Consider the following 26,730-nt stretch of genomic DNA (forward strand, 5'->3'; position numbering starts at 1 on the left):
CTTAAGGTACTTTATTGCACCTTATTGTATTTAAATGCATCTTATTGTATCTTAAGCGATGATTGAACTCCCACAAATAAAATATTATGAGTTCAAACATCAAAATCAACAAATTCTGCCAACATTGCGGGCTTGAATTTATTGCCAGAACCACTGTGACAAAATACTGTTGTCATAAGTGCGCGCAGAGAGCTTACAAGGCTAATGTGAGAGAATTACGTTTGCAACTAAGCAAAACAGATTCACAAATCGAAGTAAAACAATCTAAACCGAAACAAAATCCAGACACCTATTTTGATATTAAAACGCTGGATTATCTAACTGTACGAGAAGCCGCTGTATTACTAAAATGTGACCGTCGAACTGTTTACAGGTTAATTAAATCAGGTAGATTACCTGCTGGAAATCTTTCTATAAGACGAATAAGGATATTAAAAAAAGATATTGACGCTTTATTCGTAGTACAAAAGGAAAGTATTCAAAAAACCATTATCCCAGATGAGGAATTAAAATACACTCCATTGAAAGATTGTTATACAATTGGACAGATTCTAAAAGAATACAAGCTGTCTCAGACCTCACTCGATAACCTTATTAAAAGACATAATATTTATAAATTTCAAAAAGGTAGATTCGTCTATATTCCAAGAAAATTAATACAACCCATATTGGACAAAATAATTCTCAACGAATATCGCGGGTAAACAAAACGCCTACCAATCGGCACAACTACGCCAAATAATGCCTCTCAGTACATAAAATACTTGATGCACAATATCATTAATTAATATTACCAATAAACTAAATATTATGTCGAAGGTTACATTAAGAAAGAAGCCTATTTCTCAAGGTAGGCAATCCTTGTATCTAGAGATTTACCCCCCTATTTATAATCCGGATACTGGAATAATGCAGCGCAAGCAATATTTAAAACTATATATTTATAAGCGGCCGAAGAATGATATCGAGAAAGAACTGAATAAAGAAACTCTTGCATTAGCTGAATATATCAGGGCTCAGCGACAAATAGACCTACAGAGCAGAAGATTTGATTTTATATCCGATGCCAAAATGAAATCAAACTTTCTTGATTTCTTTGAAGAACAAGCTGCTAAGAGAAAGAACTGTTATAATTGGACAATGTCTGTTCGGTACTTTAAAGCATTTGCTGGTTCAAATGTCCCTTTTACTGCGCTGAATGAGACTTTATGCGAAGAGTATGCTGATTATTTATTATCCGGTCCGGCTCTTGGAAGATCTAAGATAAGTATAAAAAAGAACACAGCAGTAGCTTATTTTGGAAGATTCAAACTAACATTGGAAGAAGCCTTCAAAAAGCGCTTCTTACCAACAGATTTAGCCTCTATTATTGAAAGCATAAGCCCGCAGGAAACCCATAGACCTTTTCTATTTATGGATGAGCTGGAAAGAATGGCGAACGCATTTTGTCCAAATCAAATTGTTAAAAAAGCAGGTTTGTTTTCTGCCATGACAGGCTTTCGCTATTCAGACGTAGAAACCCTATTATGGAAGGAAATTCACGGATCAGAAGGAAATTACTATATTCTATATAAGCAGGAAAAAACCGACAGTGCCGAATATTACCCAGTATCAGATCAAACGATAAAATTATTAGGAGATCGAGGTGAGCCCGATTCTAAAGTTTTTACAGGATTAAAATATGATCAAACAGTGACTTCATTAAAGAAGTGGCTGATAAATGCAGGAATAGAAAAACATTTTACTTTTCATGGCTTCAGACATACGTTTGCTACACTTCAAATCGCCTCTGGAACTGATATCTATACGGTTTCAAAATTGTTAGGACATAAGGATATCAAAACCACCCAGATATATGCGAAAATAGTTGACAGCTTAAAAAAAGAAGCTTCGGAGAAAATAAAATTTAGCATTTATGATATCAGTAAAAATATTTCAGATATAAACAGTTCAATGGAACAAGTTACAACTATGAACTGTTAGAAATTCCTTCGCAAAAGAGATTTAATCTCGCAAAATAATTTTATAGTGCCATATGTAGACAAATTAAGACAGTGAAGACCAATTAGAAAAATGTAAGATAAAACCGTCATAAAATTGGAAAAAAGAACATATGAAATATACATTTGATCAGGTTCCAAACATTCTTAAAAGAATTGAAGATAGACTGGATAAAATTGAAAAAATTTTGTTGGAGCGAATACAAAACGAATTTACTGACATTGAGTTTATAGGCGCAATGGAAGCTTGCAAAATTCTTAAAATATCTCTCCCTACACTTTATTCAAAAGTCAGTCTGCGTGAGGTTCCATTTTACAAAAAGGGAAATAGACTTCATTTTTCTAAAGTCGAGCTTTTGGAATGGATTCAAGAAGGGAAAAAAAGTTCACTTGCTGAGATTAATGAAAAGGGAAAAGATTTTATAAAAAATATGGAAAAAAATAAATGGCGTTAGTGAGGTAAATAGTAGTCCTTCCATAAACTGGGAGGATTTTTTTTTACCGACTGCCCTTGAACTGCTGGTATTTGATGCCAAACACATTTACCAGCCTTCCGCAGAGAATAAAAACGCAGTTTTCTGAAAGTTGCGCCAGAATCTTTATTTGCTGCTACAGACATGGAGAGGCCAAAATAAGCGAGGGCCATCGATATCCAACTAAATGACTAGATACTTCAAACAAAAAGTCTCCCAAAACAAAAATGTAAACTTTAAGCTATTTCCGAAAGGAAAAAATTTTTGTTTTAGAACCAATTAAATTTTGTCACTCTTTTTTAGGGAAACAGCTTATACAAAAGTATTTTAAAATATTTCGGGACAATTTATTATTTCAATCGTCATATAAAAAGAACTATTAGAACTTAATATATCAATAATAAGAATCACAAATGAAAAAAATGACAAGACGAAAACTAGTGTATTTTGGATTGGCGACATTTGCATTGATGTCATGTCGTCATGACGACATTCATCAGGAAATCAATTCAGAGGGAGATGTCTTAACTATTCAAGATGTAAAAGAATTGGTCAGTTCTGATCCAACCCAAAAGAAATTAAATGTTAGATGGGCAGAGCCGAGCCAAAAAATCAGCAAAAAAGCCTCGATAAAATCCAGCTCCCCATCTTCTATCAACAGCTCGGTAAACTTTGAGTTTGATTGGGATAACTATTATGTAAACAAAAGGGTATCCGACTATCCTGTTATGATGGTGCCCCTTAAAAACAATAGTGTTAACCGTTCGATACTAAAGGGAATGAATCCTAAAGGCTATAGGATAGTCGGTTTTCAGCATGACATGGATCACGCTGTAAGGGCTTGCCTTTTTGAAGTCCATCCGGACAAAGAATACTTGGAACGAAAGATGAAATCAAAAAAAATTGCCACCATTGAAGGCGATGATTATTCGGACTATAAAGACCTTGTTTCCACGGAAGATTTTACGGGCTACACCTTCATTTGGTCAATTGACGGCGAATTTAAGAGTGCCTTCCATGCAACAAACGGACAGTTTGACAGGATTTACGATAAAAAGCTGAACCTAACACATACAAAGAAATGAAAACCATATATAAAATCTTCTTATTTATATCATTGATTGGAATTGTTCAAATTCTATATAGCCACATCTGTGGAGAGGACGGAATAATCTGTGTAGAAGGCATGCCCGGGTGTGAAAACTGCGACTTTGGTGGCCCAGGCAACACCTATGATTTTCCGAAAAATGACCAAGGGCAATTTGTGTTTCCCGAAATAGATGTTTATGGAGTAACAAGTAGCCCCATATATCTACCTGACTATTGGCCAACCCTGATTGCGCCAATAGGTGGTGCCCCGGTAGAGCCCACACCCAATCAATTGATTTTACAACAAGCCAAATTCTCTGATTGTGATGGTGTGAAAAGGGCAAACGAACTAGCAAAAATCCAAGCTATCCGAGACGCTATTGCTCTGATTAAGAACAAAAATGTAGAATGGGGTGTTCCATTGCAACTTGATGATCCAAATGATGGACGAACGCCGAAGCCTGGAACTCCATATACCAATAATAAGACAAATAGTATAAGCTTTAAACCTACTTGGAATTCTGTAGATGGATATTTAATAGGTTTTATTCATAATCATCCTAGTGGGGGCGCTCCCAGCCCATCTGATCTCTTCAACCCCGCTATGAATATCATGAAAATGGTCGATAATGGTTCTATTCCACCCTCCCAGATACAGAACTATCTACAAAATTTTGTATCCATCATTGTAAGCGGGGAGTATGTTTATACTGTTACAATAAAGAATGCTTTATTATTTTCGATCATGGCCGGAGATTTTAACAAAGCACAAAGTGCAGCAACCATTCAGTACAAAAATTTATTAACGGACTACTTTGTCAATAATAACATCGGGGATCCTCCTTCTATCGCAGACAATCAAAAAGGAGGTGAAAAAGTATTACTAACATTATATGGAAAAATGTTTAATTTAAGTAAGCAAAAAATAAGCGACCTTGATAAGAATCAATCCGTACAAAGAGACAGTCAGGGAAATATAATTCTAAAAGATCCATGCACACCATAAAAAAATTAAAAATGAAAAATATTATTGCCACTATAATTTTTCTGTTTATCACAACAGGATTATTAGCACAACAGGATATAATTTCAAAGGTCTCAAACAAATATTATAGGACAAATGGACTTACAGATGTCAGAAAGATAGATTCAATAACAGATAAGATCGCTGACGAATTTTTTGATCCAAAATATAACAAATTAATGGATAATTCCATAGAAAGAATATCCGACAAGATGTCATATCACGAAATTATGTATAGCGTAGCTGTACCTCTTGAAGGAGAATCACTTAGATCGTCATGGGGTACGAGCGTACGCTATTTTGGATTATTAAAAATATCATGGTCAAATCAACCTGTACCTGCAAAAAGTATTGAAGAATTAACAGGATATACTATCGACTATATTTTCGCATTAGATAACCGAGAAGATCTGGTCGTGGAATATGTCAAGAATAGTGAGCTTGATGGAAGTTTTATTTACAATCCGAAAGATAACTTGATAAGTTTTAATATCTTATCAAAAACTAAACCCGAAAGGTTAAGAGGGACTATTATAATAAATTTGCCGATCGAAGAACGTTCAAAATTTGCAAGGGATTTCATTGAGAGCACAAAATTTGATAATGGTCAAGAGACAAGGACTTTTAATGAAGCTACATCAAGTAGTGGTGGTTCGACAAGAACCACTGGTGGAAGAACAAGAGGTGGAGGATAATAACAATAAAACCCGCTAAATACATTTAAGTTTAAAGATTAAAAACTCCCCGAGCAGTGCGTGTCGGGGAGTTTTTTTTTTCGCCTGCAATAAACCTCGTCAGTGCAATCAGCAAATACGCAGCAAGGGCACTGTAAATTGATTTGCTATTGTTTGGCCATTGATTATTGAAGTAGATTGAAAGTTATTTTTGATTGGTAAACAATAGTTTGATAGCAATAACGGCTCAGCACAACTGGATAAGATCAGAAATTATTTTAAATAAATTTAATGAGCATGTTTGTCAACTATAGATTTTAAGTCGATTCCTTTTCCTAGAACGGGCTTGAAAATATCTCCCTCACTCTGCATTCTTTCAATGGCATTCAGGATGTGAAAATCGCTTATTTTCAAGCCTTCTTTGACCTCATCCCAATGGAGCGGCATTGATACAGTGGCTCCCGGTTTCGGCCTGACGGAATATGCAGCTGCAATGGTAGCATGGGGCCTGTTCTGTAAAAAATCAAGATACATCTTTCCCTTCCGGTCTTTGATAGCTCGTTCTATACTGGTAAATCTGGGAAGCTCATTATGGACAAGGGTAACAATGACCCGGGCAAACTCTTTCGACTGCTCGTAAGTATATTTTCCGCCAAGGGGAATATAAATGTGTAGTCCTGTAGAACCGCTGGTTTTACAGTAGCTCGGTACGCCCATATCATCGAGTATGCTCTTGGTAACCAGGGCGGCTTCGATCACTTGATCGAATGAATTTTGATCGGGGTCAAGATCGATGATACAGAAGCTCGGATGCTCCGGCTTTTTAACGGTGCTGCTCCAGGGGTTCATTTCTATACAACCCAGATTAGCCATGTAAAGAAGCGTTGCTTCATCTTTTCCCACAAGGTAATGACGGTCTTTATCATCAGCATCACTTTGATACAGGTACGTTTCTGCCCATTCGGGAGCAGTATCAGTTACATTCTTAAAGTAAAAACCTTCGCCTTCGATTCCATTGGGAAAACGGTTCATGCTCTGCGGACGGCCTTTTAAGTATGGCAATATAAAGGGAGCAGCCTGATAATAGTAATTGATGAGGTCACGTTTGGTGATGCCTTCTTTTGACCAGAAGACCTTATCCAGATTGCTAAACTTTAATTCATGACGGTTTATTTTCCGCACCTGCGTCTTATCTTTTGGGTTTAACAGGGTTTTCCGTTGTCCTTTCGCACCTGGCGTAACAATACGGTCTGCCCCTTCTTCTACCAGCTTTTCAGTCGGTGCCTCTTCTTCCAGAACAACTTTTCTGGCGCTTTTATCCTCCCGCATGCCATCGAACGAAGGATGCCGCATGATCCCGTCGCTGGTCAGCTCCGTGCAGCTCACCTCACAGACAAGCTCGGGTTTCAGCCAGGTGACCGCTGCATGTGGCGGATTTGGCCGAAAACGTGAAGGCTTATTGACGTCCGGTTCTTCGGAGAAAGGTACTTTATCGGTGATAAGCGGTTTGAAAAGTTTCATCATTTCCTTCTGCATTTTATCGTTGAAGCCTGTACCGACTTTACCGGTATAGATCAGTTTCTTCCCTTCATAAACGCCTACCAGAATACTGCTGAATAATTTACTGGAATCATCGTTAAGCGTATATCCTCCGATCACAACTTCCTGTCGCTTATTGGCTTTGATCTTTAACCAGTCTTTGGACCGGTTGTGTGTATGGTATCTGCTCTCCTTTCGCTTGGCCATGATCCCTTCCAGTCCCAGCTTTCTGGCTTCCTCTAGAAATTGTATACCGGATGTTTCAAAATGCTCGCTGACCAGAATGCTGTTATTTTTAGGGAGAATTTCTCTTAAAATAGCTTTACGTTCCAGAAGAGTCAGCTCTGTGAGATCGTGTCCCTGATACCACAGGATATCAAAAACATAGTAGACCAGATCGCCATCGGCTTCACTGCGCCAGTTCTGTAGGGAGCCGAAATTGGCGGTACCGCTTTCTCCCAGCACAACCACCTCGCCGTCCAGTATGGCGTCAAATTCCAAGGCTTTCAAAGTATCATAGATCGGATAGAATTTCTCATTGAAGCTCTTGTCGTTACGGGATTTCAGTTCCACTTCACCTTTATGCATAAAAGCAACAGCCCGGTAGCCATCCCACTTTACCTCGTAAACCCATTCTTCATCGTCAAAGGGTTTATTGACCAGTGTAGCAAGCATGGGTTCGATATGGGTATAGAACCGTTGTTTCGGCGCCTTTTTTAGTAAGGACTGTATGTTTGCTTTGTTTTTCGGACTATCCGAAGGAACTGCTTCCAGCTGGTCATTGATAAGTTCTGCTGCTTTCTTTTTTGTTGAACGCTTGTCTTTTACGGTGCTGTCCTTTTTGATAATATTTTCGCCATAAACTTTATCAGGCGATTTTTCCATCTGTGGAATGGTTTTACCCGAGATCACCGACTTATCTTTGGCCGTAATATCTTTTTCACTGGCGTATTTATCGTCAAGTTTCATCAGGAGCCAGCCGTTATCTCCCCTTCCGTGGGCCTTCACCAGTGCAAATTCACCTTTAAGCTTTTTGCCGTTGAGCTTAAATTTAAGCTTGCCGGAATAGAGCTGGTGTAAAAGTTCTTTTTCCTGTTTCGATACATCCTTCAGGTTACCTTCAGCTGGTTCGTAAGTCCCTTCGTCCCACACAATCACCGTTCCGCCTCCATATTGACCTTTGGGTATGATCCCTTCAAAATTCCGGTAATCATAGGGATGATCCTCGACCATCATCGCAAGACGTTTCACACTGGGGTCCATCGAAGGCCCCTTAGGAACCGCCCAGCTTTTCAGTACCCCGTCCATTTCAAGGCGAAAATCATAATGCAAATGGGAAGCATCGTGCTTTTGTACCACAAAACGAAGTTCTGTTCCTGTTGGTTTTCCGCCAAAAGGTTCCGGGGTGTTCTCCTCTGAACGCTTCTCACGATATTTAGATAAGCCCATAGCGATTAAACTTAGATGGTTGAAGAAAGTAGCAAGTTACAAGACTTTATTTGTCGTGTCTTTTTTTCAGATATTCAGTCAGGACCTTTCTATCGTTTGATCCGGTAGCACGTATGGCTCCCGTAACTGCCTGCGAAGTTACGCCAAGCTTTTCTTTAAAATATTGGATTTCGTAATTTTCTGATCCGCTTACTCTGTTTCTGTCGGATTTACCCCTTTTCGATTTATTGTCTGCCATGATTTGGTGATTTTAAGAATTAATATTTTGGTGAATTTAAAAAATACAAATATTAAGCCGTTGTACTATTAATAACTACTTTGGGAATCAAATCGTTGGTTCATTTTTTAAATTTCAGATCATCTTATCACACAGTCTTTCTTACATACTTACATCTCAAGACCATGCACAGTCAAGTGTTTTTCAAGTCAGGGACCATAAAATAATGGCTGGCTAAAGGTTTTGATATACCTATAAGATGCCCTAAGGGTAATACAGGGTCGTAAAAGGCTTTTGCATATTCTTACTATAGGAGATCCTTAGGGAATTCACGTAATTAGTACTTACTGTGGAATATGTAAGCCCGTTGGGCCCACCGTCCGCGCATAAGGTATACTATATCGAGGTAGACGAAACAATCAACTTTTTGCATCCGAATGGGTAATGAAATTGTTTGGCATGCCTAAAATAGTAACTATTCATCTCAAAAAGCAGGTCAAGACAGTAAGCAATGCTTTTACAACTAAAATGAAAGCGCACAACGGCACTATCATGATCAATGGCGTGTCCCTCCCTGTCCGACTTACACCACCTCCAAGATGGCGAGGGCCGTGCTATCCGCTGTATCTTTTGTCCACAAAAGGATGCCGCTTCTATCACTCACGCAATAATAAATTTTTGCATTACGATAAGGCTTTTACCGTATTTATCCCTACCAAGGCCCGCGCCAAAGCACATTTACCAGCCTTTCCCTACCCAATTCGTAAAAGAGCTTTTTGGCTCCCCGACATAGCAAATTGAAAGCTGTCTCACACAAGGCCTTTACGTTCACCTTCCAATTCCCTATGGATAACATTGCTCTTAATCTTAAAAATTTTTAGATAACAAGAATTTTGGGGATCATTCTTTCAAAAGAACAGTCGAAAAAGACATTCAAAGGTACATCGGGCAGCCTACCCCCATGCCGCAAAAGACTACGGCATAAACACAGTCCATCGGCACATCCCATCTTTTATTCCGTTTCCTTTTGCCTTCCGCCATTGCCCGGTGGCCTGATTGACTTTCTTTTTTTTCCTGTTTTTTCTTTTGAAAAAAATGATTTGGGGCCGGCCCGCAGGACTGAAAAGGAAGCGAAAGTAACAGGCTTGTATAACACTAAAAACAAAAAGTTATGAACATCATCGGAAGACTGACAAAAGATGCACAGGTCAGCAAAGCACCAAACGGACGGGAAGTGGTCAACTTCTCCATCGCAGTGAACGAAACTTACAAAAACAAAGAAGGGCAGCGCATCGAGCGAACCGAGTACGTGGACTGCTCCTACTGGCTGACCCCAAAGGTCGCTTCGTGGCTATCCCAGGGGCTACTCGTTGAACTCTGGACGTATAAGTGCAAGGGCATGGGTATCCAGTGACGGAACGGCAAAAGCAGGGCTGAATTTCCATACCTCATCCATTAAACCACTGGCAAAACCTGCACAGAAAAACAATGAGACAACGGTACAAACCAGTACAGAAACAAAACAAGGCAAAGCTGTGCAGAAAAACGTTGCCACTGAAGACGATGAGCCACTGCCATTTTAAGGTACTCAGTCAAACAGCTAAATCTTAACTAAACCAAAACACTTTAAAATCACAGATCATGGCACACAACATCAATTACAACAGCAGAACAGGAAAATATTCATTTTTCAGTGTGAAAGAGAAGGCATGGCACGGCTTGGGACAAATCGTGCAGGACTACCCGACCAGTGCGGAGGCCATCCGCCACGCAGGACTGGACTACGAAGTAGAAAAAAGCCCACTATTTACCAAAGGTTCAGGAATTGTGCAGATTGCAGACGGGATCGTCCTTCAGGATACGGAAATCGAAGTTCCGAACTATTTTGCCAACATCCGCACGGATAACAATGAAGTACTGGGCGTAGTCGGCAAAGACTACCATATTGTACAGAACAAAGACGCCTTTACTTTTTTCGATTCCATTGTAGGTGGTGGAAGTGGCATTTTATACGAGACTGCGGGCGCATTGGGAAAAGGTGAACGTATTTTTATTACTGCCAAGCTCCCGAACTATATACGCATTGGCAATTCAGATGATGTCATTGAAAAATACATCTTCCTGACTACCTCCCATGATGGTAGCGGAAGCATTACGGCTGCTTTTACCCCTATTCGTATTGTCTGTCAGAATACACTCAACGCATCGCTTCGCAACATGAGCAACGTCGTGCGGATCAAGCATACCGCAGGAGCAAAACAACGCCTAAATGATGCGCATAAAGTGATGGGGCTTGCCAATACCATGACCACGCAACTGGACGGTATTTTCAATCATTGGACGGCCATAAAAGTGAAAGACAGCGAAGTCCGTAAACTCATCCAGCTCGCGCTTTGCCCCAACAAGGAAACTTATAACCTGCTGAAAAAAGGTGCGGAAGAGGAACTTTCCACCATGTTCAAAAATACCGTGGATGATGCCTTTGCCTACGCCATGATGAATGATACCCAGCTTATGGAAACAACCAAAGGAACGCTGTTCGGAGCATACAATGCCGTAACTGGTTACTTTCAGAACGTCCGAAACTACAGCGATAAGGAAGCCAAATTAAAGAGTATTGTACTAGGTGGTACAGCACAATTGAAATCGCAGAAGGCATTTGAGCTATGCACTGCTTTTGAGAAGATCGGAGCGGATGTCTTTCAGATGAATTAATTACAAAATCTCAGGTGGCAGTCCTATACACTGCCACCTCTAAAAAACAAGACAATGAAATCTTTGAACGAATTGAATAATACTGAAAGAGCCTACCTGATGGCGAGACTCTTTCCCGAGGAACTTAAGTCCCTCACCGACTTTATGCAGGCTGAAATCCAACATTTCAGAGAGCGGGAACTGCCGATTAGAAAAGCTTGGTCGAAAGAGTGCATTGCAACAGCGGACTACTGGTATTTGCTGATCCGTAATGCGGAGGAGATCCTACAAAAATTTAATGTACAACTGTACCGTAACCCACGCGTTTTTGCAGACCAGTTTTTCTACTCCCACAATTCCGTGTTTGCCATCCACTGTCTTGTGCAGTATGTAGGTTCAGGCAAGGCTACCTACTTTATGCGACTGGCCATCGACCTGTTTTTTGGAGATCACGAAGTAAAAACAATGGAATTTAAAATCAAGGAAAATGAAAACACTGAAACAAATGAATAACCTTGACAGGGCTTACCTGATCGCAACCCTTTTTCCCGATAAGCTTAAAAACTTGACGGAATTTATGAAAAAGGAGTCGGAATACTTTCAGAAGAATAAGGAACTGATTGCCAACAGTTGGACTGAAAAACATATCACGGCGGAATTTTGGTACAAGCTTATAACGGATTTTGAAATAGCATATCATAAGAATGGTGCAAGGCTGTACAGGAATAAAAAGACTTTTCGAGATCAGTTATTTGACGGTTACGATGCGCTCTTTAGCATCCATGCTACTATACGTTTTGCTGAGCAAAAAGAATGTAGCTGTGAAATGAAATATGCCATTTACATGTTGTTTGGTACAAAAAAGTTGATTGACATTGACCTAAAATCTGTGCCATGAAGAAATCGGATAGAGTAACTGACTTTATGCTCATTAAAGCATTCAGTGAGCTTGGCCGCAGCAATCATGAGACTGGCTAAAAAAAACGCTCGAAACGACTGACCTGCTTGAATTGCTGAGCATAGAATCTTTTTCGGGATATATCTCCCGAAAAGATCATGGAGCTATTTTTCTACGGAGCAGAAATCAAAAAGTACCATTCTACGAACGATGGTTCGGAGAGAATAACCTCACTTTTTTGGAAGCACGGGCGGAAGAAATAGAACAGCTTTGCAGTCACTTTGAAAACATTAGAAGTGACAGCTTAATAGTTGGCGCAAATGGATTGGCAAACTACGAAGGATTCGAGGACATCAAATACACAACTTTTGATTTTGATATCCACCTGATACAGCAAATATTAACATCTAAAAATTAACATCATGACACGATCAAATCTTTATATCACACTAAGCAACGGCAAAAAAATCACCTGTGTACTGGACACCAACAGCGCACCTGAACAGGGCTATATCGTTGAAGAAATTATTCTGCCCCTGCTTTCTTTCAATGACGACAACAGGGAACTTTTTCTGATCAAAAAGCACTGCAAATTGGACGAAAAAAGGGTAAATGCGTGCTACCGCTATTACATTGACCTCTGTACCAAAGAAGTACAGTTATTCGAGGAGCATTTCAACTATACAACGGAAAAGTTCAGAAAGGGAAAGGAGCTTACGGAACGGTATACAGACTACTTAAATAAAATTAATCTTGAAAAATGATAACAATGGACATACAGGCAAAAAACAAGTTCGCAGACTGGGTATATAACAGGTTTGTGGAAAACTATAAAAATCAGAATATCGTGGAAGCCTTTATTTTTTTGGACGTCCTTTCGCGTTATCAAATGTTCGCAATGGAAGTCCGTAAGCTTTCCGACCAACGAAGACATATTAAAGAACTGTACAGGGATATTCATAAAGCCCTGAAAGACGGGACCGCTCATAAACTCTTTCTCACAGGCGAGGAAGGTACAGCGGAATTTAATAGAGAAATGAAAGCCTACGAGGATTTTTTAAGACAGGAAGGTTTTTCAGAAGAGAAAATCACAGAATTCGTAAGCAACAGAAAAATGAACTATTATGGAAACTAATTTTTTCAAACAGATCAGGCAAATGGATATGAACAGCAAATTGACGCTATCCATTACCAAGGCGACAGAAACCCATCTAATCGTTTCTATCTTGATCGAAAACGACGGCTGTGGCGACAAAGCCATGAATATTATTCCGCCTTTTAATGTTACAGGAACGCCCGATGAACTTGATGACGGCTTTTTTGAACATATCAAAAAGCCTTTACAAAAAGCAGACGGTTTAATTTCCAACATGGGTAATTTTCTCAAACAACTGGAGATTGCCGAAGCGAATTCTGAAATGAATAAAAAGAAAGCCGAACAGGAAAAGAAGGAAAAGGATGCTAAAAACAGGAAGTATAATGAAGCTATGTTAAAAGCCGAAATCTTTGAAAAAGAAGGTAAGTACAAAGAAGCATGGTCAGCTCTTCCCAAAGGCAGTGACTACCCCGAGCATGCGCAAACAATCCGTGAAAAACAGCAAGTGTACGAGCGGTTCTTTGCACCAAGTCTCTTTAACGCGACAGCAGAACAAAATCCCGGGCAAATTATCGATGAAACAGACAATGCGCATATGGACACTTTGCACAAAGACCAAGATGACTTTTTGAATGATACTAATAACCCTTAAAATAGATAATTATGTTAGTAGCAACAGCACTTCAACGAGTATTTATACTCAAAGAAAAAGATCAGGAAATTTTCCTCAGCGATCCTGAACCAAAATGGAGCCTTCAAGCGGTCTTAAATTTCTATACTAGAATGTACCCCATTCTGGTGACCGCTAAAATTTCAAAACCTGAGATTATAGACGACAGTATCCAGTATCGCTTTGAATCTGTGATGGGTACTAAAGGTTAATTGTAAAACGCAAGAATATGAATCATGCAAAAGAATATACTGATAACCGGAAGAATAAAGCTTCCGAAAAATCACCAACAGCAAAAGCTACACGGGCAACTCCTGAACTTTGCAAGGTCACTGGCAAGAACAAAAGATCAGCAGGAAATCCGCACAGATCAGAACTTGAGCGTTCCAAGAGCCATGTTACCGATGCTTTTCTAAAGTGTAGGTTTCTGCCTAAATTGCTGGAATCAAAATGCATCACGAATTGTGCAGAAAATAAAAAAATGGAGCGGGACTTTTATAAGTCCCTCTCCTATCTGCACAAACAATACAATATTGAACAGGTGGATTATATGCATCTCGGATTCCCTTATAATATTGCGGTTACCCTAGACGAAATTTCAAAGAATTATCGGGACAAAGCCGATTTTGAAAACCTGCATCTTTATATGCACGATAATAATTACTGCCTGATAAATCAGGAAAAAGTCCATCAGAATGGTGTCCTGTATTATATTCCCGTTATGCCCTTGTTTAAATGGTTAAGAATTAAGAAAAGAAAAAAAGGTGCAATACTGCTGTTATCTGTTTTCAGCTATTTATACCAAATAGCAAAAATTCCCTACTATCGTGATGATGACAGTTTCCTGTATGAAGAATATGAAATGCTACAAGATTGGTTAATGGATGATCAGGATGAAGACCAGAAGCAGCGACAGATCGATTTTAAAAGGGCTGAAATGATCGGCGACATTATCGGACAGAAAATCTATAACCTTAAAAATATTGATTTTTTCAAACAGCGGGTCCAGAAGTTTAAATGCCTAAATTCCTGGGATAAGAAAGTACTGGATATAGCGAAGCAAACACTTATGATTTATGAAAATTATCCCAATCAAAACATTTTTGAAAACACAGAATTAACTAACCTTTTTGAAGATGTTGAGCAGGATTTACATTACACTATGTATATGGAAAATTATGTTTCTTTCTATGCCGATCATTCGGATTGGCTGGGTGAAACGCTCATACAAAGCATCAATGATCAGTTTCAGGAATATTCAGCAATTGAAGAACCTACCGTTACAACCATCTTCGATAAAGCTCGTAAAGTATACGGCAATCTTGATTTTGAAATACGCCTGTTCAAATTACTGGACAGACTGGCCTATTTATTAATAAACACTTAAAAAAAAGAAAAATGGAAAATACAATAAAAAACTACGGACAACTTTACCATCCCTCTGCCATGCTTGTTTTCTATGAGGGGGAAAATCAAAAACAGGCTTATGTGGAACATTTTTCATTTGATTTCTATGGTTTGCCACACAATGCCCACCCTTTAACGGTTCAGGAAGCGGCAGAGCTTAGCAAAGCACTGGTGACGAATGACGTTAGCAGAAATTTCCTTAGCCAAAAGCTACTGCCTACTGAAATTCTTCATCTTGACCCAATCCATTCAAAAGTTATCTGGTATAGCAAAGCACAGATAAGGGATCTGCATTTTTCAAAAGGTCTTGGTTTAACGGATGGCCCTGCCCATGTCCCCGCAATGCTGTGGATAGCAGACAGAAAAAAGCTTAATGTTTATGCCTTAAAAAGTAACAAAAGGCCCACCCTCACCACCGAGATTTATCATGCCCCGTTCTTCAATCTGTATGAAAATGGAAATGTCTGCATGGGAACAGTGAATGTCGATCAGGACAATACGGACACCGTCGTATTGTTTATAAAAAAATGGGAACAATATTTTTTTCACAGCAATTTCAGCCATCTTATTGCAGGTCACAACCCGATTAAAGGGAACTGCATTCAGCTATGGGAGAACCTTATTTCCACAGGGGAAAAGTTCCCGACTGAATTACTCATTAAAACAGGCTTTAAACTCAATGATCTATTGTAATGGAAACAAAAATCAAAGTTCATTTCTTGGACAACGAACTGATGCATGCAACCAACCCTATCCGTATCAATGTAATCGGGGCAGGAGGTACGGGCTCCAAGGTAATCACCGCTCTGATGGAGCTTAATCTGAGCCTGATGGCTCTCGACCATCCGGGCATAGATGTGCATCTATGGGATAACGACATTGTGGAACAACCAAACATTGCACGTCAGCGTTTTGCCCAGTCCGAAATAGGACTTCCAAAAGCAATCGCACTCATCAACCGAGCAAACAGGTGGACTGGCTCAAACTGGAAGGCACATGTGCTGAAATTTGAGCGTGACAGATTGAGCGGGATTCCCCAACACGCACAGGCATCTGTTTACCTTTCATGTGTAGATAATGTACAATCACGTTTCGATATTGCTGATATAATATCAAATGTAGATACGGGTTACATACAACGTGATATTCCAAAATATTGGATGGACTTCGGAAACACAAAGCAGTCGGGACAGGTTATCCTTTCTACCGTTGGAAATATTGAGCAGCCTACATCCAATAAATTTATTCCGGTAAACAGTATGCCCTTTATTACAGACCAGTACGGGGATTTGCTCATAGAATCCCAAGAGACTGATAAAACACCAAGCTGTTCCGTTGCCGAAGCACTCGAAAAGCAAGACCTTTATATCAATTCAACACTGGCCAACATGGGATGCTCCCTTCTTTGGAACCTACTCAGAACCGGAATGATAGAAAATCGTGGATTCTTTGTGAACTTACAAAATTTCAGGTCCCAACCCATTCCCGTAGGCAGTTGAAGAAACTGCCGGCGGCCGAAAGCCGTTGGCTTTCGGCGCGGAAGCGGCTGCAACGGCTGTCCGCTGCGTGCCCTTGCCTACCCTACAGCCGTTGCGGATTCTATGTGGGATACAGAGTATCCCAGGGCTTCGCAAAATTGCTCTCAATAATTTGAGTTTTTAGAAAAATTACGATCAAACAATTAACAATCAAACAATTACCTATGCTAAAAATACGCTTTTGTTGATAATTTTTGGTGCGGTTTTAGGACATCTTACACCTCTTCTGTATTCAATTCATTTTTAAGATTGTGTAAATATTGGCTAAACGATATGCCGTTTATTTCGCTGAAAAGTGCTGAAAAATTTGTCCGTGAAGCAATTCCACAGTGTTTTGCTAACGATGCACTATTGTATTTACGGTATAGAGGATCGTGACGCAACTTTTCCGTAATATAATGTATTCGTAGTTCACTTAAATATCGGTTAAAACTCGATCCCTTATGCTCATTGATTACATGTGAAAGATAATTGGGATTAACATCAAATTTCTTTGCTAAATTCTTGAGATCAGTTTTGGCCTGAAGAAACTCTTCGTTCATTTCAAATCCGGCTAGCTTTCTCAGGATATCTTCGACAACATCTTTTCCAAGATCTGTAGGCTTATAATGTCTGATTCTAAAAGTTCCGGTCGGAGCTAAATTTAGGGAACTTCCACTAAAATGTATTCCCATAAAACTGTTTTTCCCAAATACCTTTTTTCTTGATCTGACCCATATGACCCAGTAGCAGACAAAAATGATTATTGAAAAAGCAAGGCTGAGCCAGATCCAGCCTCTAACAGCTACTTTCCTTTCTAATTGTATTTTTTCTTGCAAAAGCCGCTGGGTATCATATTCTTTCTGGATCTTACTGGAAAGGTATCTGAAATCTTTCTCCATGATCTTATCAGCCTTGATAAGTTGCATTGTATAATAAAGGGCTGTAGAAAAATCATTCCTTTCCCTATAATAGGTAATCAGTTCTTCGTAAATATCTCTTACTTCGGGAAGCAAGAATGAATGTTTAGTAAAAATTGAGTCAATCTTTTTATAATTCTTTATGCCTTCCTCTTCATTTCCCAGTTTCCAATGTGCTTTACCTAAATAGGCATAGGATACCGACACCCAGGCAAAGTCATTAACGGCTATAAGAGCAGGCAAGGAACTCTTAAGCGATTTGATTGCGGCAGCGTAATCCCTGTTGCGGTAATCCCTTATACCAGCTTCTTTTATATAATAACTATATTCCTGCCTATAATCTGGATTTTTCCATGTGTTTGCCATCCCGAGAGCAACTAATGAATCTGCTTTCTTGAAATGATATAGATTTCGGTAGCATACAGTCATTTGATGCAGTGTGTTATTATAGCCGCGTTGATTGCCATACATAACGTTAGGATGCAGATCTTTCTTGATTTCATTTTCAAAAAATCCTCTGGCCTCTTCAAAATTGTCTAAAGCATCGCTATAATAGCCAATATAACTTTTCATGACCCCAATATGGTAATTGATCTTATTTCGGTAATAGGGATCTTTGTTGTTTTTATTCTTTTCAAATGCTTTTAAGTATTGATTGAGTGCAAGATTGTACTTTTTCAGATAGAAATAATAAACCACTCCTTTGCTCAGGTAGGCACTGCTTATCAGACTGTCATTTTGTGTTTTTGTAGCAACATAAATTGCACTATCCGCATACTTTAGTTTCACATTCGGATCGGGAGAATAGTATCTTGCATCTGTATAACCAAGATACAACTGCATTGGATTTTTTTCATTTTTTGCTTTTTTGATCAGTTTCTCAACAAGAGGTAATGCAGTGGAGTCATTTTCAACCCTGGTCTCGTACTGCCTCTGAAGCAAATAAAATTCACTCAAGTTTTTCTTCTGCGCAAATAATGATTCACACAGATAAAGTAATATGATTGACAGAAAACGAATAAATAGATGGTTCATGGCTAGTATAATGATAAATTTAAGAAAAAAATCGACATAGCAGATAATTCACCTAAACTTCCAAAAGTTTCGATTAACAACTTTATCAAGCTATTGATTTTCAACATTATAATTAAATTAATAAAATAATTTATATCACTGTCCGAGGAAACAAATACACTTCCGAGGATTTCCGATACACAAAAAACGCAAGCTCGAATTGCTATTTTTTTTATAGCACTAAAACTCCTTATTCTTTCATTCCATTACATAAGATAAGATGCCATTAAATCCGTTTGTCCGTGTGTATTCTGATACCCCAAACTGTTTTAACATGACGCTAAGACTGATAATTTGGTCAACAGAATTCATCATCTCGGCGCCGAGATAATCCTAAAAAATTTATCATGAAAAAAACAACGGTTATCTCAATTACGATAATGCTCTTCTCCTTTTGCGCGCTACAAGCATGCAGGGAGTATGAAATGGATATTGAGCCAGATCATGGGAATCAGGCAAGTAAAGAATATCGACAGAGAATGTATCAAAAAATCGAAGCTGATTCGGTCAAAGCACCAGTTCTGTATTTCGATGGCAAGGAAAACCAGGTGGCAGATCCGCCTCCAAAAGATAAGGATCAATGGAGATACAAAAGTGACAAAGCTTTTTAGTACAGTGTCCATAAGGTTTCTGAGACTGCAAATGCTTGCATTTGATCTCAAAGGCAGTATAAATTTGAAGAAATCGAAATTAGGAAGCAGATTTTGGGCAAATCCAATTAGCGGCTGCCTTTCAGCTTATAACAACAACTAAATAACCAAATCATGAGAATTAAGAACATCGTTGCTGAATCGACCATATTTATACTCATTCTTGTATGGGCATTTACCTTCGTGAGTAAAGTTCTGGATTTTGACACTTTTGCCCGTCAGATTAAAGGCGCATACCTTTTGTCTGCAGCTGGAGCTATCCTCCCTTACCTTTTACAGGTTGTCCATGTTGGTATTGTTATCCTCCTTTTGAACAAGAGCTGGAGAAGGATGGGGCTTCTGGTTTCATTATCGGTCATCATTGCCTATACAGCTTATCTGATCTATATCTTAAAATTTGCACCAAGCATCCCATGCTCTTGCATAGCCGTGCTTAGAAGTATGAACTGGACCGATCAGTTGTATTTCAACTCTGGTGTGCTTGCAATTAACCTCATTGGCCTGATTACTTTCTCTTCGTTAAGACGAACCTCACACAGCATTCAGGCCACTTAGATTAAAATTAATATCTAAACTACAGGGGAAGCCGAAAACCTGAATCCAGAGTAGGCAAAAAACTAAAGTTTAGCTTTTTGATTTAAAAAGCACCAACATCATGAAAAATTTAAGAGTAACAGTAGGAATTGCAGCCCTTGCAATTGGAAGTTTCGCAGCATTCTCTTTTGCTCCGGCAAGTAGCTATGCAAAAGTGGCTTTACAAGAATTTTACGTGAATCCTGACGGTTCACGAGGACCTCAGGTTATTGGCGAAAATAAATGTTATGAATCTACAGATGATCTTTGTTCGCAGGAGTACAATACCACTACGGGGCAACCGACTAATGATCCGAATAAAATGCACTACGGAGTACGTCCAAACAATTAATGTAATTTCAGCCATATCTAGGATATGGCTGACTTTTTAATGCATATATATAATTACAATAATTTTTCGACAAATTTTATAAAGTCTGCTTTTCTGGATCTTGGTTCCGGAGGCGCTTCCGCAATTTTACCCTCTTTATCAACAATAATTAGTCGCGGATAAGCAGAAATATTTAGATATTTCATCATTGGATGGTCCTTGCTTTGCCCTTCAGTATACAACTGTAAAGAATTGATACTGGAATACTTACCGATGCCTTCTAACCATAACCTTCTTTTATCAATTCCAATGGAAATAAATTGAACGTTCTTACCTTTCAATTCGTTTTCAGCCTGTTCTAAAGCAGGAACCATTAATTTACACCCCCCACATCCGTTATACCAGAAGTCTATCACTAAAACTTTTCCCTTAAAATCAGTCAACTTATGAATAGTTCCTGTGGAGTCCGGCAAAGCAAAATTATAAAAGGGTTTCCCTGCAGCAAATTTCTTTTCGGTATTTTCATAAAGTTTAACAACTCCATTGTAATTAGGATTATTAAAATCTGCATTGTCACAATAATATTGATATAGCTTTGTCGTCGTTGAATCAAAACCTCCCCTAATGCATGTCCACAAATGGTCTGATAAAAGATAATCCCTGATTTCAGGATATTTTTTAAGTCGCTTTACAAGAATTTCCGCATAACGAATCTTATGTTTTTTTTCGAAATCGTCAGCGCCGACAGTGACTGGATTTCTAAACTCCGATAAGATCAGATACGACCCTATGGTTCTTCCATATTTTACCACATCCTTTTTAAAGAAAACATCCATTCGATTCTTAGAAACGATATATTTATCAAATAACGACCGGAGAGAATCACTTTCGCTACGCTTACTTGATCTAAAAAGCATTGTCATCATTGTTCCATACATTTGTGCTTTTAACAAATCTTTAATATTTGAAGGTACAGTTTTATCTCTGCTTAGCATCGAGTCAACTACACTTAATTTTTTATCGGTGGTTTCATATTTGTAGGTTATACTCTGTTTAGCATAGTCTGGGTCTTTCGCATAAATTTCAAGACATTTGCCCATAGCCTTCTTGAACAAGTTTAGTTTCTCGCTTCCCTTTCCACTAACGTTAACTTTCCCAATTCCCCATCCGAAAAAACCCACTTCTTTTATCGAAGGAACATCAAAAGTCAGGTCATCATTTGGTTCAACCAAAACAGCGTAATCGCCTGGCATGGTGACGTATTTGTTATTAATAAGCAAGTAAATGTAACTTGTATGTTTGATATCAAAGGTAAATTGGCATTTTCCGTCCTTAATTACAGCGGTGTCCCTGTAATATTTTGAATCTAAATTAAGCATAGGGTCTAATATGCCTATTGTTGCTCGCAGCTGTGTGGTATCAACCTGCGGAATATTAATAGTTATTTTTGTATTGCCCTGTGCAAAAGTGCAAATGCCGTACAAAAGCGAGATTAAGGTTATTATTATATTTTTCATGTTATTGTTCATTTTGGGTAATCCCGTTAAAATTTATAATAAATTGAGGAATTGGCAGCACATACCGTGGATCTCCTGCAGGTAAGCTATAGGTCTGATCACCGATGGTTCTTGTAAGTGTTTTAGCGTACCGAGGATCACGATTTAATCTTTTTAGGTCTTGCCACCGGAGACATCTGGTCAGCAGCTCTTTTCTTCGTTCACTTAAAATAATGTCTAATGTTTCATTAGCGGTTCCAGCATAATAAGGTACAAATTGTCCTGTCTTAAATCTTTTTTCCAATAATATATTAAGTTGATGTATTGCGCCTTTACTATCCCCAAGTCTGGCTCTAGATTCAGCACCAATTAGTAAAATTTCTGGCGTCGAAGTTCCCGAAAAAAGCGCAGCTCTGTAATGTCCCTTGAAAGAATATCTTCCGTCTGTTTCTTTTTTAAAGAACAGTACTTTTCTCAGATCATTACCATCGTAACTGTTATAGAGATCCTGATTGATCCTACCGACCGTAGCATAGCCAACACTCATCCTGGGGTTCAATGGAATATGCATTTCTTTGCTCTGAATATTTAAAGGACGAGATGCAGCAGGATTTAAAGCATTATAATCTTCAATATAATTATGATACTTATAGCTTGAATCGGCAGCATTTTTTGCATCTCTAAAATTATCCATGTAAAGGTAAGAGCGTGCCAATAAAGCAAACGCTCCACCTTTTGCGATGTGGGTTGCTGATAACTTTTCAATAGGTAGAATTTCCGAAGCAATGAGCAGATCCTGAACAATTCTTTGATAGGTTTCTTCCAAAGTGGACCTAAAAATTGGCTCTTCGATGTCATCAGTTAGCTTAAGTGGAATACCTAAATCACTCGTCGAACTCCTAGCGTCATAATACTTACAAAAGGTCATCGCTAAATTTAGAAATTGCCGTGAACGATGATAGAGTGCTGTACCTTTTATACGATCATACAGCTCTTTATTGTTTTCGTCTCGTACAATCTTATCGAGTCCGGTCAGAACAACATTACAAACCTGAATCTGACTGTAAGCGATATTCCATTCATTCTGATTTGTTGAAAGTTGCTCAAATTCTGTAACGGTCCATGTTGCCAAATTCCGCTGAAAAGGGAATGGTAAAGCATTAAACTGTGCTAATGTATAATCTGCTTCATCGGAACCGTTTTCCGTCGAACCACGGCCATCCTGTTCAAATGCTGAGGTGTTTAACAACAGGTCAAAATCGTTCAATGTTGTGGGAACAATAAGTTTGATGTCCTGTTTTTCTTCAAGCCATTCCTTGGAACAGGAAGTAAGAATAATAAGAATAACACATGAATAAATAGTAAATATCTTTTTCATAATTTTAATTCTTATAGTGTGCAATTAAGTCCAAAAGAAAAACTCCGTATAGGCTTCGAATTTGGATAATCCGGATCTATATAATCAACCTTAGTTGATTTCCACAAAATACCTAGGTTGTTTGCCAAAAGAAAGAGTTTTAAGCTTTTTACGCCAACGTTTCTTAATTGACGTGCGGTAAAATCGTAGGAAATTACAAGATCTTGCAATCGGATATGATCACCTTTTTCGACTAATGTCTCCGAATATCTATAGTATTGGTCAGCGAGACTATTTGCCGGATACAACATTGCAGGAACATTTGTGAATGATTCATCTCCAGGCTTTTGCCATCTGTGATAATAATCCCCATGACCATAATAATTGCTATAGAGTCCAGAGTAAGAGACACTATTCCTTCTAAAATAATAGCCCAATCGATAGGTTATATTAAAAGAAAGCTCAACTCTTTTATAATTGAACGTATTTCTTAATGCGCCAAAGTGAGTGGGTAACGCATTCCCATGATAAACAAGATTATTCTCAGGGTCCTGACTTAAATATTGCTTTATTAAAGTATATTCGGCAGAAGGCTGGTTTTCAAGATACCCTTTTGCCTGACCAGTTTCCGGATCTAACCCCGCCCAGGGGTATGAGTAAATTCCAAACAGTGGTCTACCAACAACTGGTGAATAGGCAGATGCATTTCGGTAAATGCTGTTATCGGTAATAAAATTATCAATGGTAGTTGACCTTTGGTATTTCATTACTTTATCCTTGGCTAAAGAAAATAGCGCAACAGTTTTCCAAGTAAAATCTTTATACTGTAAATTCGTAGAATTGATTTCTATATCTACACCTTTCCCTTTCATATCTGCAAGATTACCCCTAAAGGAGATAAATCCGGTTGTCGGATCTAATGGTCCATTACCGATGAGATCAGTACCTTTCCTGTTGAAATATTCTACGCTGCCAGATATGCGATTGTTTTTTGTTGCAAAGTCCACTCCCATATTCCACATTCTGTTCTTTTCCCACCTTAGATTTCTATTGGGAGGATTAAGTAAATAGGCTGCTGGCATCTGATTGATGCTATTGCTAGAAAGTTTAGCAGTTGTGTACGCCGTAATACTTCGATCCAGATTACCACTATAGCCGAAGGTAGATCTTAGGCTCAAAGAAGATAGCCAGTCCAAATGAAAAAATTTCTCTTTATCAACATTCCACTTTCCACCGACCGACCAAAGAGGAACGGATTTTTGGTTTGTATTTACACCAAATAAATTTGACTGGTCAATACGTGCGCTAGCCGACAGGATGTAACGAAGGTCGTAATTGTATGCTCCGTTAACGTAATATGACCGCATTCGGTCCAGCGTTTCGGTGTAGTCATTACCAGTAGCAATAGAAGCCTGACCACCATTTCCATATAGAGAAAATTGAGTTAGATAATCTACCATAGTACTTGAACCGACGTTTGGATCGAAACCATACATTCTGCTTGAATTTCCTGTAATTTTTGCCTCTCTAACTTCAAATCCAGCAATAGCATTCAATTGATGCTTATTCCATTTCTGATCAAAATTGATTTGAAATCTACCGTTTATTGAATTTAATTGAGAATGACTGTTGTCCAACATACCTCCTAATGGTATATTTCTCTGTACTGCACCATTATCAATAGACGTATATAGATTGATCAGATTTCGCATAAAATAACTTTGCTGGTCATAGTAATTCCGTCCATTTCCAATTTGGTTCTCATATTGCAATCTTGCCTCCGCAGATAAAGAAGGAAAGATTGAATATTTGATAGCAGTATTTAAGCGAATCTCAGATTGTTTTGATTTGTTATCCTGATAGTTCAGTTCATCCAGCGGAACAAAATCCCAGTTTAACAATCCTTCCGAAAGTGCTTTTTGCTTCAGCACGGTACTATATTCTTTGATAACAACTGCAGGATCTCCAGTGTTATCAACAAGTCGTGCATACGGATACATCAACTGCTGTCCCATATTGCTAAGCATGGAAACCACGTTAGATATAGATTGAGAATTTTGGTTGTAGGAAAGTGCAGCTGAAAGCTCCAATTTTTCATTAGGGCGAAAGACCTGATTGCTGTTTAAACTTACCCGACTAAAACCGCTCTCCTTTTCTGAATTTTGGTTTTTGTCGTAACCTGCTGAAAAATAATAGGTATATTTATTTGTGCCACCGTTAAGATTTATGGCGTACTGCTGCTTTAGAGCTGGTCTGTAAAGATATTTGCTCATATCATCCCGCAGATTGTATTGCCTCAACGCGTCAATCCGGTTTGTAGCCTGTTGTTCTGTTAGCTTTCCGTTTCTTTGGTCATTTAAAATACTGACCACTGGCGAGTATGGGTTATTGGATGCTGTATTTCCGATCACGTCGTCATAAAATCCCTTTTCAAACAGCATTTTCTCAATATCAATGAAGTCCGTGGGTTTGATCTGGGGAATATAGTTCAGATCGGGCTTCTGCCCGATAGTAACATTGGCAGTAAACCCAATGTTTATGGGCTGGTCTGCTCGTCCTTTTTTCGTTTTTATGACGATCACACCATTGCCGGCACGTACTCCCCAGATGGAAGCTGCAGCAGCATCTTTCAGAATGTCAATATCCTCTATGTCGTTGGGATTAATATTGTTGATGTCTCCTTCATACGGAAAATTGTCGACAACGATAAGTGGCTGGTCGTTTCCGAAGATTGTAGCCTGTCCTCTGATCGTTAATTTCGGAGAACCTGAACGCTCATCAAATAATATCGAAGGAGCGATACCTTTCAATCTGCTGATCACATCGGTGGATACCTGCCTATTGAATGTCGCATTGTCCACTTTGGAAAAAGACCCCGTGGCCCTCTCCCTTGGGATCGACTGATAACCACTGGCAACGACAGAAACCTCTTCGATTCTGTTGGAATTTGTTGTCAGTACAATCCTATCCGCATCCTTTGCGGCTACCTCAGTTTGACTAAAGCCTAAGTAAGAAATTTGCAATTCAGATTGAGCATATTCGTCGGGAAGCTCAAAAGATCCTGAATTGTCCGAAGTTGTGATAAAATTGGTGCCTTTAACTTGGATCGTAGCACCAGCGAGGGGCTGCCCTTTTTCGTCAAAAACTCTGCCCCTGACTGGATCTGTTTTTTCGGGGTTCGCTGGTGCTGCCTTTTTGGGCTGTTTTTTTTCTTTGAGTATGATTGTACCGTCTATGATTTCATAGATGATGTCCTGTCCGGACAGAAGCTGCTGCAAGGCTTTTTCAAACGGCACATTATTGAATTCAGCGGTCACGGGCTTTTTATCCCGAAGGAGCCTATCATTATACGCAAAGTCATAATTCGTCTGTTTCTTGATGCTCTCGATAGCTTTGGACAAAGGTGCCTTCTTCAGGGACAGGTTAATGGACTGTGCACTGACCTCGTATGGGTAATGCAGTCCCGAGGCCAAAAGAAACAGCAGTAACACTCTTTTGACCTTTTGCCTATTCTTTGGACCGGTGGTGTATAATAGGCGTTGTTTAAAAACATGATTATTCATATTTTTGCTGTTAGGGTTA

28 protein-coding genes are annotated in these 26,730 nt (G+C 38.9%); 22 read left to right on the forward strand and 6 right to left on the reverse strand.

Annotated features, from left to right (window positions below):
- Positions 1-86 precede the first annotated feature (86 nt).
- The 6 genes from OK18_RS00295 (at position 87) to OK18_RS00325 (ending at position 5,281) form a co-directional block, all read left to right on the forward strand.
- Positions 87-704, forward strand: a complete 618-nt coding sequence (locus OK18_RS00295; protein WP_053326672.1) for a helix-turn-helix domain-containing protein — start codon at positions 87-89, stop codon at positions 702-704.
- Between the two features lie 106 nt (positions 705-810).
- On the forward strand, positions 811-1,983 hold the full coding sequence (locus OK18_RS00300; protein WP_082129101.1) for a site-specific integrase: 1,173 nt from the start codon (positions 811-813) through the stop codon (positions 1,981-1,983).
- Between the two features lie 130 nt (positions 1,984-2,113).
- Positions 2,114-2,455, forward strand: a complete 342-nt coding sequence (locus OK18_RS00305) for a helix-turn-helix domain-containing protein (protein WP_053326673.1) — start codon at positions 2,114-2,116, stop codon at positions 2,453-2,455.
- 431 nt (positions 2,456-2,886) lie between these two features.
- Entirely contained in the window at positions 2,887-3,558 is a 672-nt protein-coding gene (locus OK18_RS00315) for a hypothetical protein (protein WP_156173184.1), read from the forward strand.
- Positions 3,555-4,568 (forward strand): hypothetical protein, encoded by a 1,014-nt coding sequence (locus OK18_RS00320; protein ID WP_053326676.1) that lies wholly within the window; start codon positions 3,555-3,557, stop codon positions 4,566-4,568. Before OK18_RS00315 ends, OK18_RS00320 begins: the two co-directional genes overlap by 4 nt.
- 11 nt (positions 4,569-4,579) lie before the next feature.
- The gene (locus tag OK18_RS00325; protein WP_156173185.1) at positions 4,580-5,281 is read left to right on the forward strand and encodes a hypothetical protein; all 702 of its coding nucleotides are present in this window, start codon (positions 4,580-4,582) and stop codon (positions 5,279-5,281) included.
- Between the two features lie 267 nt (positions 5,282-5,548).
- Here OK18_RS00325 and ligD read toward each other — a convergent pair whose 3' ends face one another.
- Together ligD and OK18_RS00335 are read right to left on the reverse strand one after the other, a co-directional pair.
- Positions 5,549-8,248 carry a DNA ligase D gene (gene ligD / locus OK18_RS00330; protein ID WP_053326678.1) on the reverse strand — a complete coding sequence of 900 codons (2,700 nt, stop codon included), beginning with the start codon at positions 8,246-8,248 and terminating at the stop codon, positions 5,549-5,551.
- 46 nt (positions 8,249-8,294) lie between these two features.
- On the reverse strand, positions 8,295-8,486 hold the full coding sequence (locus OK18_RS00335) for a DUF3606 domain-containing protein (RefSeq protein ID WP_053326679.1): 192 nt from the start codon (positions 8,484-8,486) through the stop codon (positions 8,295-8,297).
- A 1,150-nt stretch (positions 8,487-9,636) separates the two neighbouring features.
- On the opposite strand from OK18_RS00335, the gene OK18_RS21980 reads away from it, so the two are divergent.
- From OK18_RS21980 to OK18_RS00395, 13 genes are all read left to right on the forward strand, one after another.
- Complete coding sequence (locus OK18_RS21980) at positions 9,637-9,879, forward strand: single-stranded DNA-binding protein (RefSeq protein WP_449384756.1); 243 nt, start codon at positions 9,637-9,639, stop codon at positions 9,877-9,879.
- On the forward strand, positions 9,836-10,048 hold the full coding sequence (locus OK18_RS21985; RefSeq protein WP_449384757.1) for a hypothetical protein: 213 nt from the start codon (positions 9,836-9,838) through the stop codon (positions 10,046-10,048). Before OK18_RS21980 ends, OK18_RS21985 begins: the two co-directional genes overlap by 44 nt.
- A gap of 58 nt (positions 10,049-10,106) precedes the next feature.
- Positions 10,107-11,180: a DUF932 domain-containing protein gene (locus tag OK18_RS00350; RefSeq protein WP_053326681.1), complete on the forward strand. Its 1,074-nt coding sequence runs from the start codon at positions 10,107-10,109 to the stop codon at positions 11,178-11,180.
- Positions 11,181-11,234: 54 nt separating this feature from the next.
- Positions 11,235-11,672 carry a hypothetical protein gene (locus OK18_RS00355; protein WP_053326682.1) on the forward strand — a complete coding sequence of 146 codons (438 nt, stop codon included), beginning with the start codon at positions 11,235-11,237 and terminating at the stop codon, positions 11,670-11,672.
- The gene (locus OK18_RS00360) at positions 11,647-12,057 is read left to right on the forward strand and encodes a hypothetical protein (RefSeq protein ID WP_053326683.1); all 411 of its coding nucleotides are present in this window, start codon (positions 11,647-11,649) and stop codon (positions 12,055-12,057) included. Before OK18_RS00355 ends, OK18_RS00360 begins: the two co-directional genes overlap by 26 nt.
- A 112-nt stretch (positions 12,058-12,169) precedes the next feature.
- A complete protein-coding gene (locus OK18_RS21005; protein WP_156173186.1) occupies positions 12,170-12,475 on the forward strand; it encodes a hypothetical protein in 306 nt (101 codons plus the stop codon).
- Between the two features lie 4 nt (positions 12,476-12,479).
- Positions 12,480-12,821 carry a hypothetical protein gene (locus tag OK18_RS00365; RefSeq protein ID WP_053326684.1) on the forward strand — a complete coding sequence of 114 codons (342 nt, stop codon included), beginning with the start codon at positions 12,480-12,482 and terminating at the stop codon, positions 12,819-12,821.
- 5 nt (positions 12,822-12,826) lie between these two features.
- On the forward strand, positions 12,827-13,192 hold the full coding sequence (locus OK18_RS00370; RefSeq protein WP_156173187.1) for a hypothetical protein: 366 nt from the start codon (positions 12,827-12,829) through the stop codon (positions 13,190-13,192).
- A complete protein-coding gene (locus tag OK18_RS00375; RefSeq protein WP_082129102.1) occupies positions 13,182-13,805 on the forward strand; it encodes a PRTRC system protein E in 624 nt (207 codons plus the stop codon). The genes OK18_RS00370 and OK18_RS00375 overlap by 11 nt, the downstream gene beginning before the upstream one ends.
- 11 nt (positions 13,806-13,816) lie before the next feature.
- Positions 13,817-14,035 (forward strand): PRTRC system protein C, encoded by a 219-nt coding sequence (locus OK18_RS00380; protein WP_053326686.1) that lies wholly within the window; start codon positions 13,817-13,819, stop codon positions 14,033-14,035.
- A 17-nt stretch (positions 14,036-14,052) separates the two neighbouring features.
- Positions 14,053-15,210 carry a hypothetical protein gene (locus tag OK18_RS00385; RefSeq protein WP_053326687.1) on the forward strand — a complete coding sequence of 386 codons (1,158 nt, stop codon included), beginning with the start codon at positions 14,053-14,055 and terminating at the stop codon, positions 15,208-15,210.
- Positions 15,211-15,221: 11 nt separating this feature from the next.
- Complete coding sequence (locus tag OK18_RS00390; protein WP_053326688.1) at positions 15,222-15,923, forward strand: hypothetical protein; 702 nt, start codon at positions 15,222-15,224, stop codon at positions 15,921-15,923.
- A complete protein-coding gene (locus tag OK18_RS00395; protein ID WP_053326689.1) occupies positions 15,923-16,729 on the forward strand; it encodes a PRTRC system ThiF family protein in 807 nt (268 codons plus the stop codon). The genes OK18_RS00390 and OK18_RS00395 overlap by 1 nt, the downstream gene beginning before the upstream one ends.
- A gap of 254 nt (positions 16,730-16,983) precedes the next feature.
- Here OK18_RS00395 and OK18_RS00400 read toward each other — a convergent pair whose 3' ends face one another.
- On the reverse strand, positions 16,984-18,624 hold the full coding sequence (locus OK18_RS00400) for a helix-turn-helix domain-containing protein (RefSeq protein WP_053326690.1): 1,641 nt from the start codon (positions 18,622-18,624) through the stop codon (positions 16,984-16,986).
- Positions 18,625-19,088: 464 nt separating this feature from the next.
- Between OK18_RS00400 and OK18_RS00405 the strand changes: the two genes are divergently transcribed.
- From OK18_RS00405 to OK18_RS00415, 3 genes are all read left to right on the forward strand, one after another.
- Positions 19,089-19,352, forward strand: a complete 264-nt coding sequence (locus OK18_RS00405) for a hypothetical protein (RefSeq protein ID WP_156173188.1) — start codon at positions 19,089-19,091, stop codon at positions 19,350-19,352.
- 153 nt (positions 19,353-19,505) lie between these two features.
- Positions 19,506-19,946 (forward strand): MauE/DoxX family redox-associated membrane protein, encoded by a 441-nt coding sequence (locus OK18_RS00410; protein WP_053326692.1) that lies wholly within the window; start codon positions 19,506-19,508, stop codon positions 19,944-19,946.
- A 100-nt stretch (positions 19,947-20,046) separates the two neighbouring features.
- Positions 20,047-20,316, forward strand: a complete 270-nt coding sequence (locus OK18_RS00415) for a hypothetical protein (protein WP_053326693.1) — start codon at positions 20,047-20,049, stop codon at positions 20,314-20,316.
- Positions 20,317-20,369: 53 nt separating this feature from the next.
- On the opposite strand, the gene OK18_RS00420 is transcribed toward OK18_RS00415, so the two are convergent.
- Genes OK18_RS00420 through OK18_RS00430 form a run of 3 tightly spaced genes read right to left on the reverse strand, consistent with a single transcriptional unit; the run spans position 20,370 to position 26,711 of the window.
- Entirely contained in the window at positions 20,370-21,812 is a 1,443-nt protein-coding gene (locus OK18_RS00420) for a TlpA family protein disulfide reductase (protein ID WP_167336344.1), read from the reverse strand.
- A 1-nt stretch (position 21,813) separates the two neighbouring features.
- Positions 21,814-23,169 (reverse strand): RagB/SusD family nutrient uptake outer membrane protein, encoded by a 1,356-nt coding sequence (locus tag OK18_RS00425; protein WP_053326695.1) that lies wholly within the window; start codon positions 23,167-23,169, stop codon positions 21,814-21,816.
- 11 nt (positions 23,170-23,180) lie between these two features.
- Positions 23,181-26,711 (reverse strand): SusC/RagA family TonB-linked outer membrane protein, encoded by a 3,531-nt coding sequence (locus tag OK18_RS00430; protein WP_053326696.1) that lies wholly within the window; start codon positions 26,709-26,711, stop codon positions 23,181-23,183.
- Positions 26,712-26,730 lie beyond the last annotated feature (19 nt).

The organism is Chryseobacterium gallinarum (assembly GCF_001021975.1).
Taxonomy (GTDB): Bacteria; Bacteroidota; Bacteroidia; order Flavobacteriales; family Weeksellaceae; genus Chryseobacterium; species Chryseobacterium gallinarum.

Coding starts and splice junctions, on each gene's coding strand:
- OK18_RS00295 (WP_053326672.1), top strand. CDS start 87: ATGAGTTCAAACATCAAAATCAACAAATTCTGCCAACATTGCGGGCTT.
- OK18_RS00300 (WP_082129101.1), top strand. CDS start 811: ATGTCGAAGGTTACATTAAGAAAGAAGCCTATTTCTCAAGGTAGGCAA.
- OK18_RS00305 (WP_053326673.1), top strand. CDS start 2,114: ATGAAATATACATTTGATCAGGTTCCAAACATTCTTAAAAGAATTGAA.
- OK18_RS00315 (WP_156173184.1), top strand. CDS start 2,887: ATGAAAAAAATGACAAGACGAAAACTAGTGTATTTTGGATTGGCGACA.
- OK18_RS00320 (WP_053326676.1), top strand. CDS start 3,555: ATGAAAACCATATATAAAATCTTCTTATTTATATCATTGATTGGAATT.
- OK18_RS00325 (WP_156173185.1), top strand. CDS start 4,580: ATGAAAAATATTATTGCCACTATAATTTTTCTGTTTATCACAACAGGA.
- ligD (WP_053326678.1), bottom strand. CDS start 8,248: ATGGGCTTATCTAAATATCGTGAGAAGCGTTCAGAGGAGAACACCCCG.
- OK18_RS00335 (WP_053326679.1), bottom strand. CDS start 8,486: ATGGCAGACAATAAATCGAAAAGGGGTAAATCCGACAGAAACAGAGTA.
- OK18_RS21980 (WP_449384756.1), top strand. CDS start 9,637: ATGAACATCATCGGAAGACTGACAAAAGATGCACAGGTCAGCAAAGCA.
- OK18_RS00350 (WP_053326681.1), top strand. CDS start 10,107: ATGGCACACAACATCAATTACAACAGCAGAACAGGAAAATATTCATTT.
- OK18_RS00355 (WP_053326682.1), top strand. CDS start 11,235: ATGAAATCTTTGAACGAATTGAATAATACTGAAAGAGCCTACCTGATG.
- OK18_RS00360 (WP_053326683.1), top strand. CDS start 11,647: ATGAAAACACTGAAACAAATGAATAACCTTGACAGGGCTTACCTGATC.
- OK18_RS00365 (WP_053326684.1), top strand. CDS start 12,480: ATGACACGATCAAATCTTTATATCACACTAAGCAACGGCAAAAAAATC.
- OK18_RS00370 (WP_156173187.1), top strand. CDS start 12,827: ATGGACATACAGGCAAAAAACAAGTTCGCAGACTGGGTATATAACAGG.
- OK18_RS00375 (WP_082129102.1), top strand. CDS start 13,182: ATGGAAACTAATTTTTTCAAACAGATCAGGCAAATGGATATGAACAGC.
- OK18_RS00380 (WP_053326686.1), top strand. CDS start 13,817: ATGTTAGTAGCAACAGCACTTCAACGAGTATTTATACTCAAAGAAAAA.
- OK18_RS00385 (WP_053326687.1), top strand. CDS start 14,053: ATGAATCATGCAAAAGAATATACTGATAACCGGAAGAATAAAGCTTCC.
- OK18_RS00390 (WP_053326688.1), top strand. CDS start 15,222: ATGGAAAATACAATAAAAAACTACGGACAACTTTACCATCCCTCTGCC.
- OK18_RS00395 (WP_053326689.1), top strand. CDS start 15,923: ATGGAAACAAAAATCAAAGTTCATTTCTTGGACAACGAACTGATGCAT.
- OK18_RS00405 (WP_156173188.1), top strand. CDS start 19,089: ATGAAAAAAACAACGGTTATCTCAATTACGATAATGCTCTTCTCCTTT.
- OK18_RS00410 (WP_053326692.1), top strand. CDS start 19,506: ATGAGAATTAAGAACATCGTTGCTGAATCGACCATATTTATACTCATT.
- OK18_RS00415 (WP_053326693.1), top strand. CDS start 20,047: ATGAAAAATTTAAGAGTAACAGTAGGAATTGCAGCCCTTGCAATTGGA.
- OK18_RS00420 (WP_167336344.1), bottom strand. CDS start 21,812: ATGAAAAATATAATAATAACCTTAATCTCGCTTTTGTACGGCATTTGC.
- OK18_RS00425 (WP_053326695.1), bottom strand. CDS start 23,169: ATGAAAAAGATATTTACTATTTATTCATGTGTTATTCTTATTATTCTT.
- OK18_RS00430 (WP_053326696.1), bottom strand. CDS start 26,711: ATGAATAATCATGTTTTTAAACAACGCCTATTATACACCACCGGTCCA.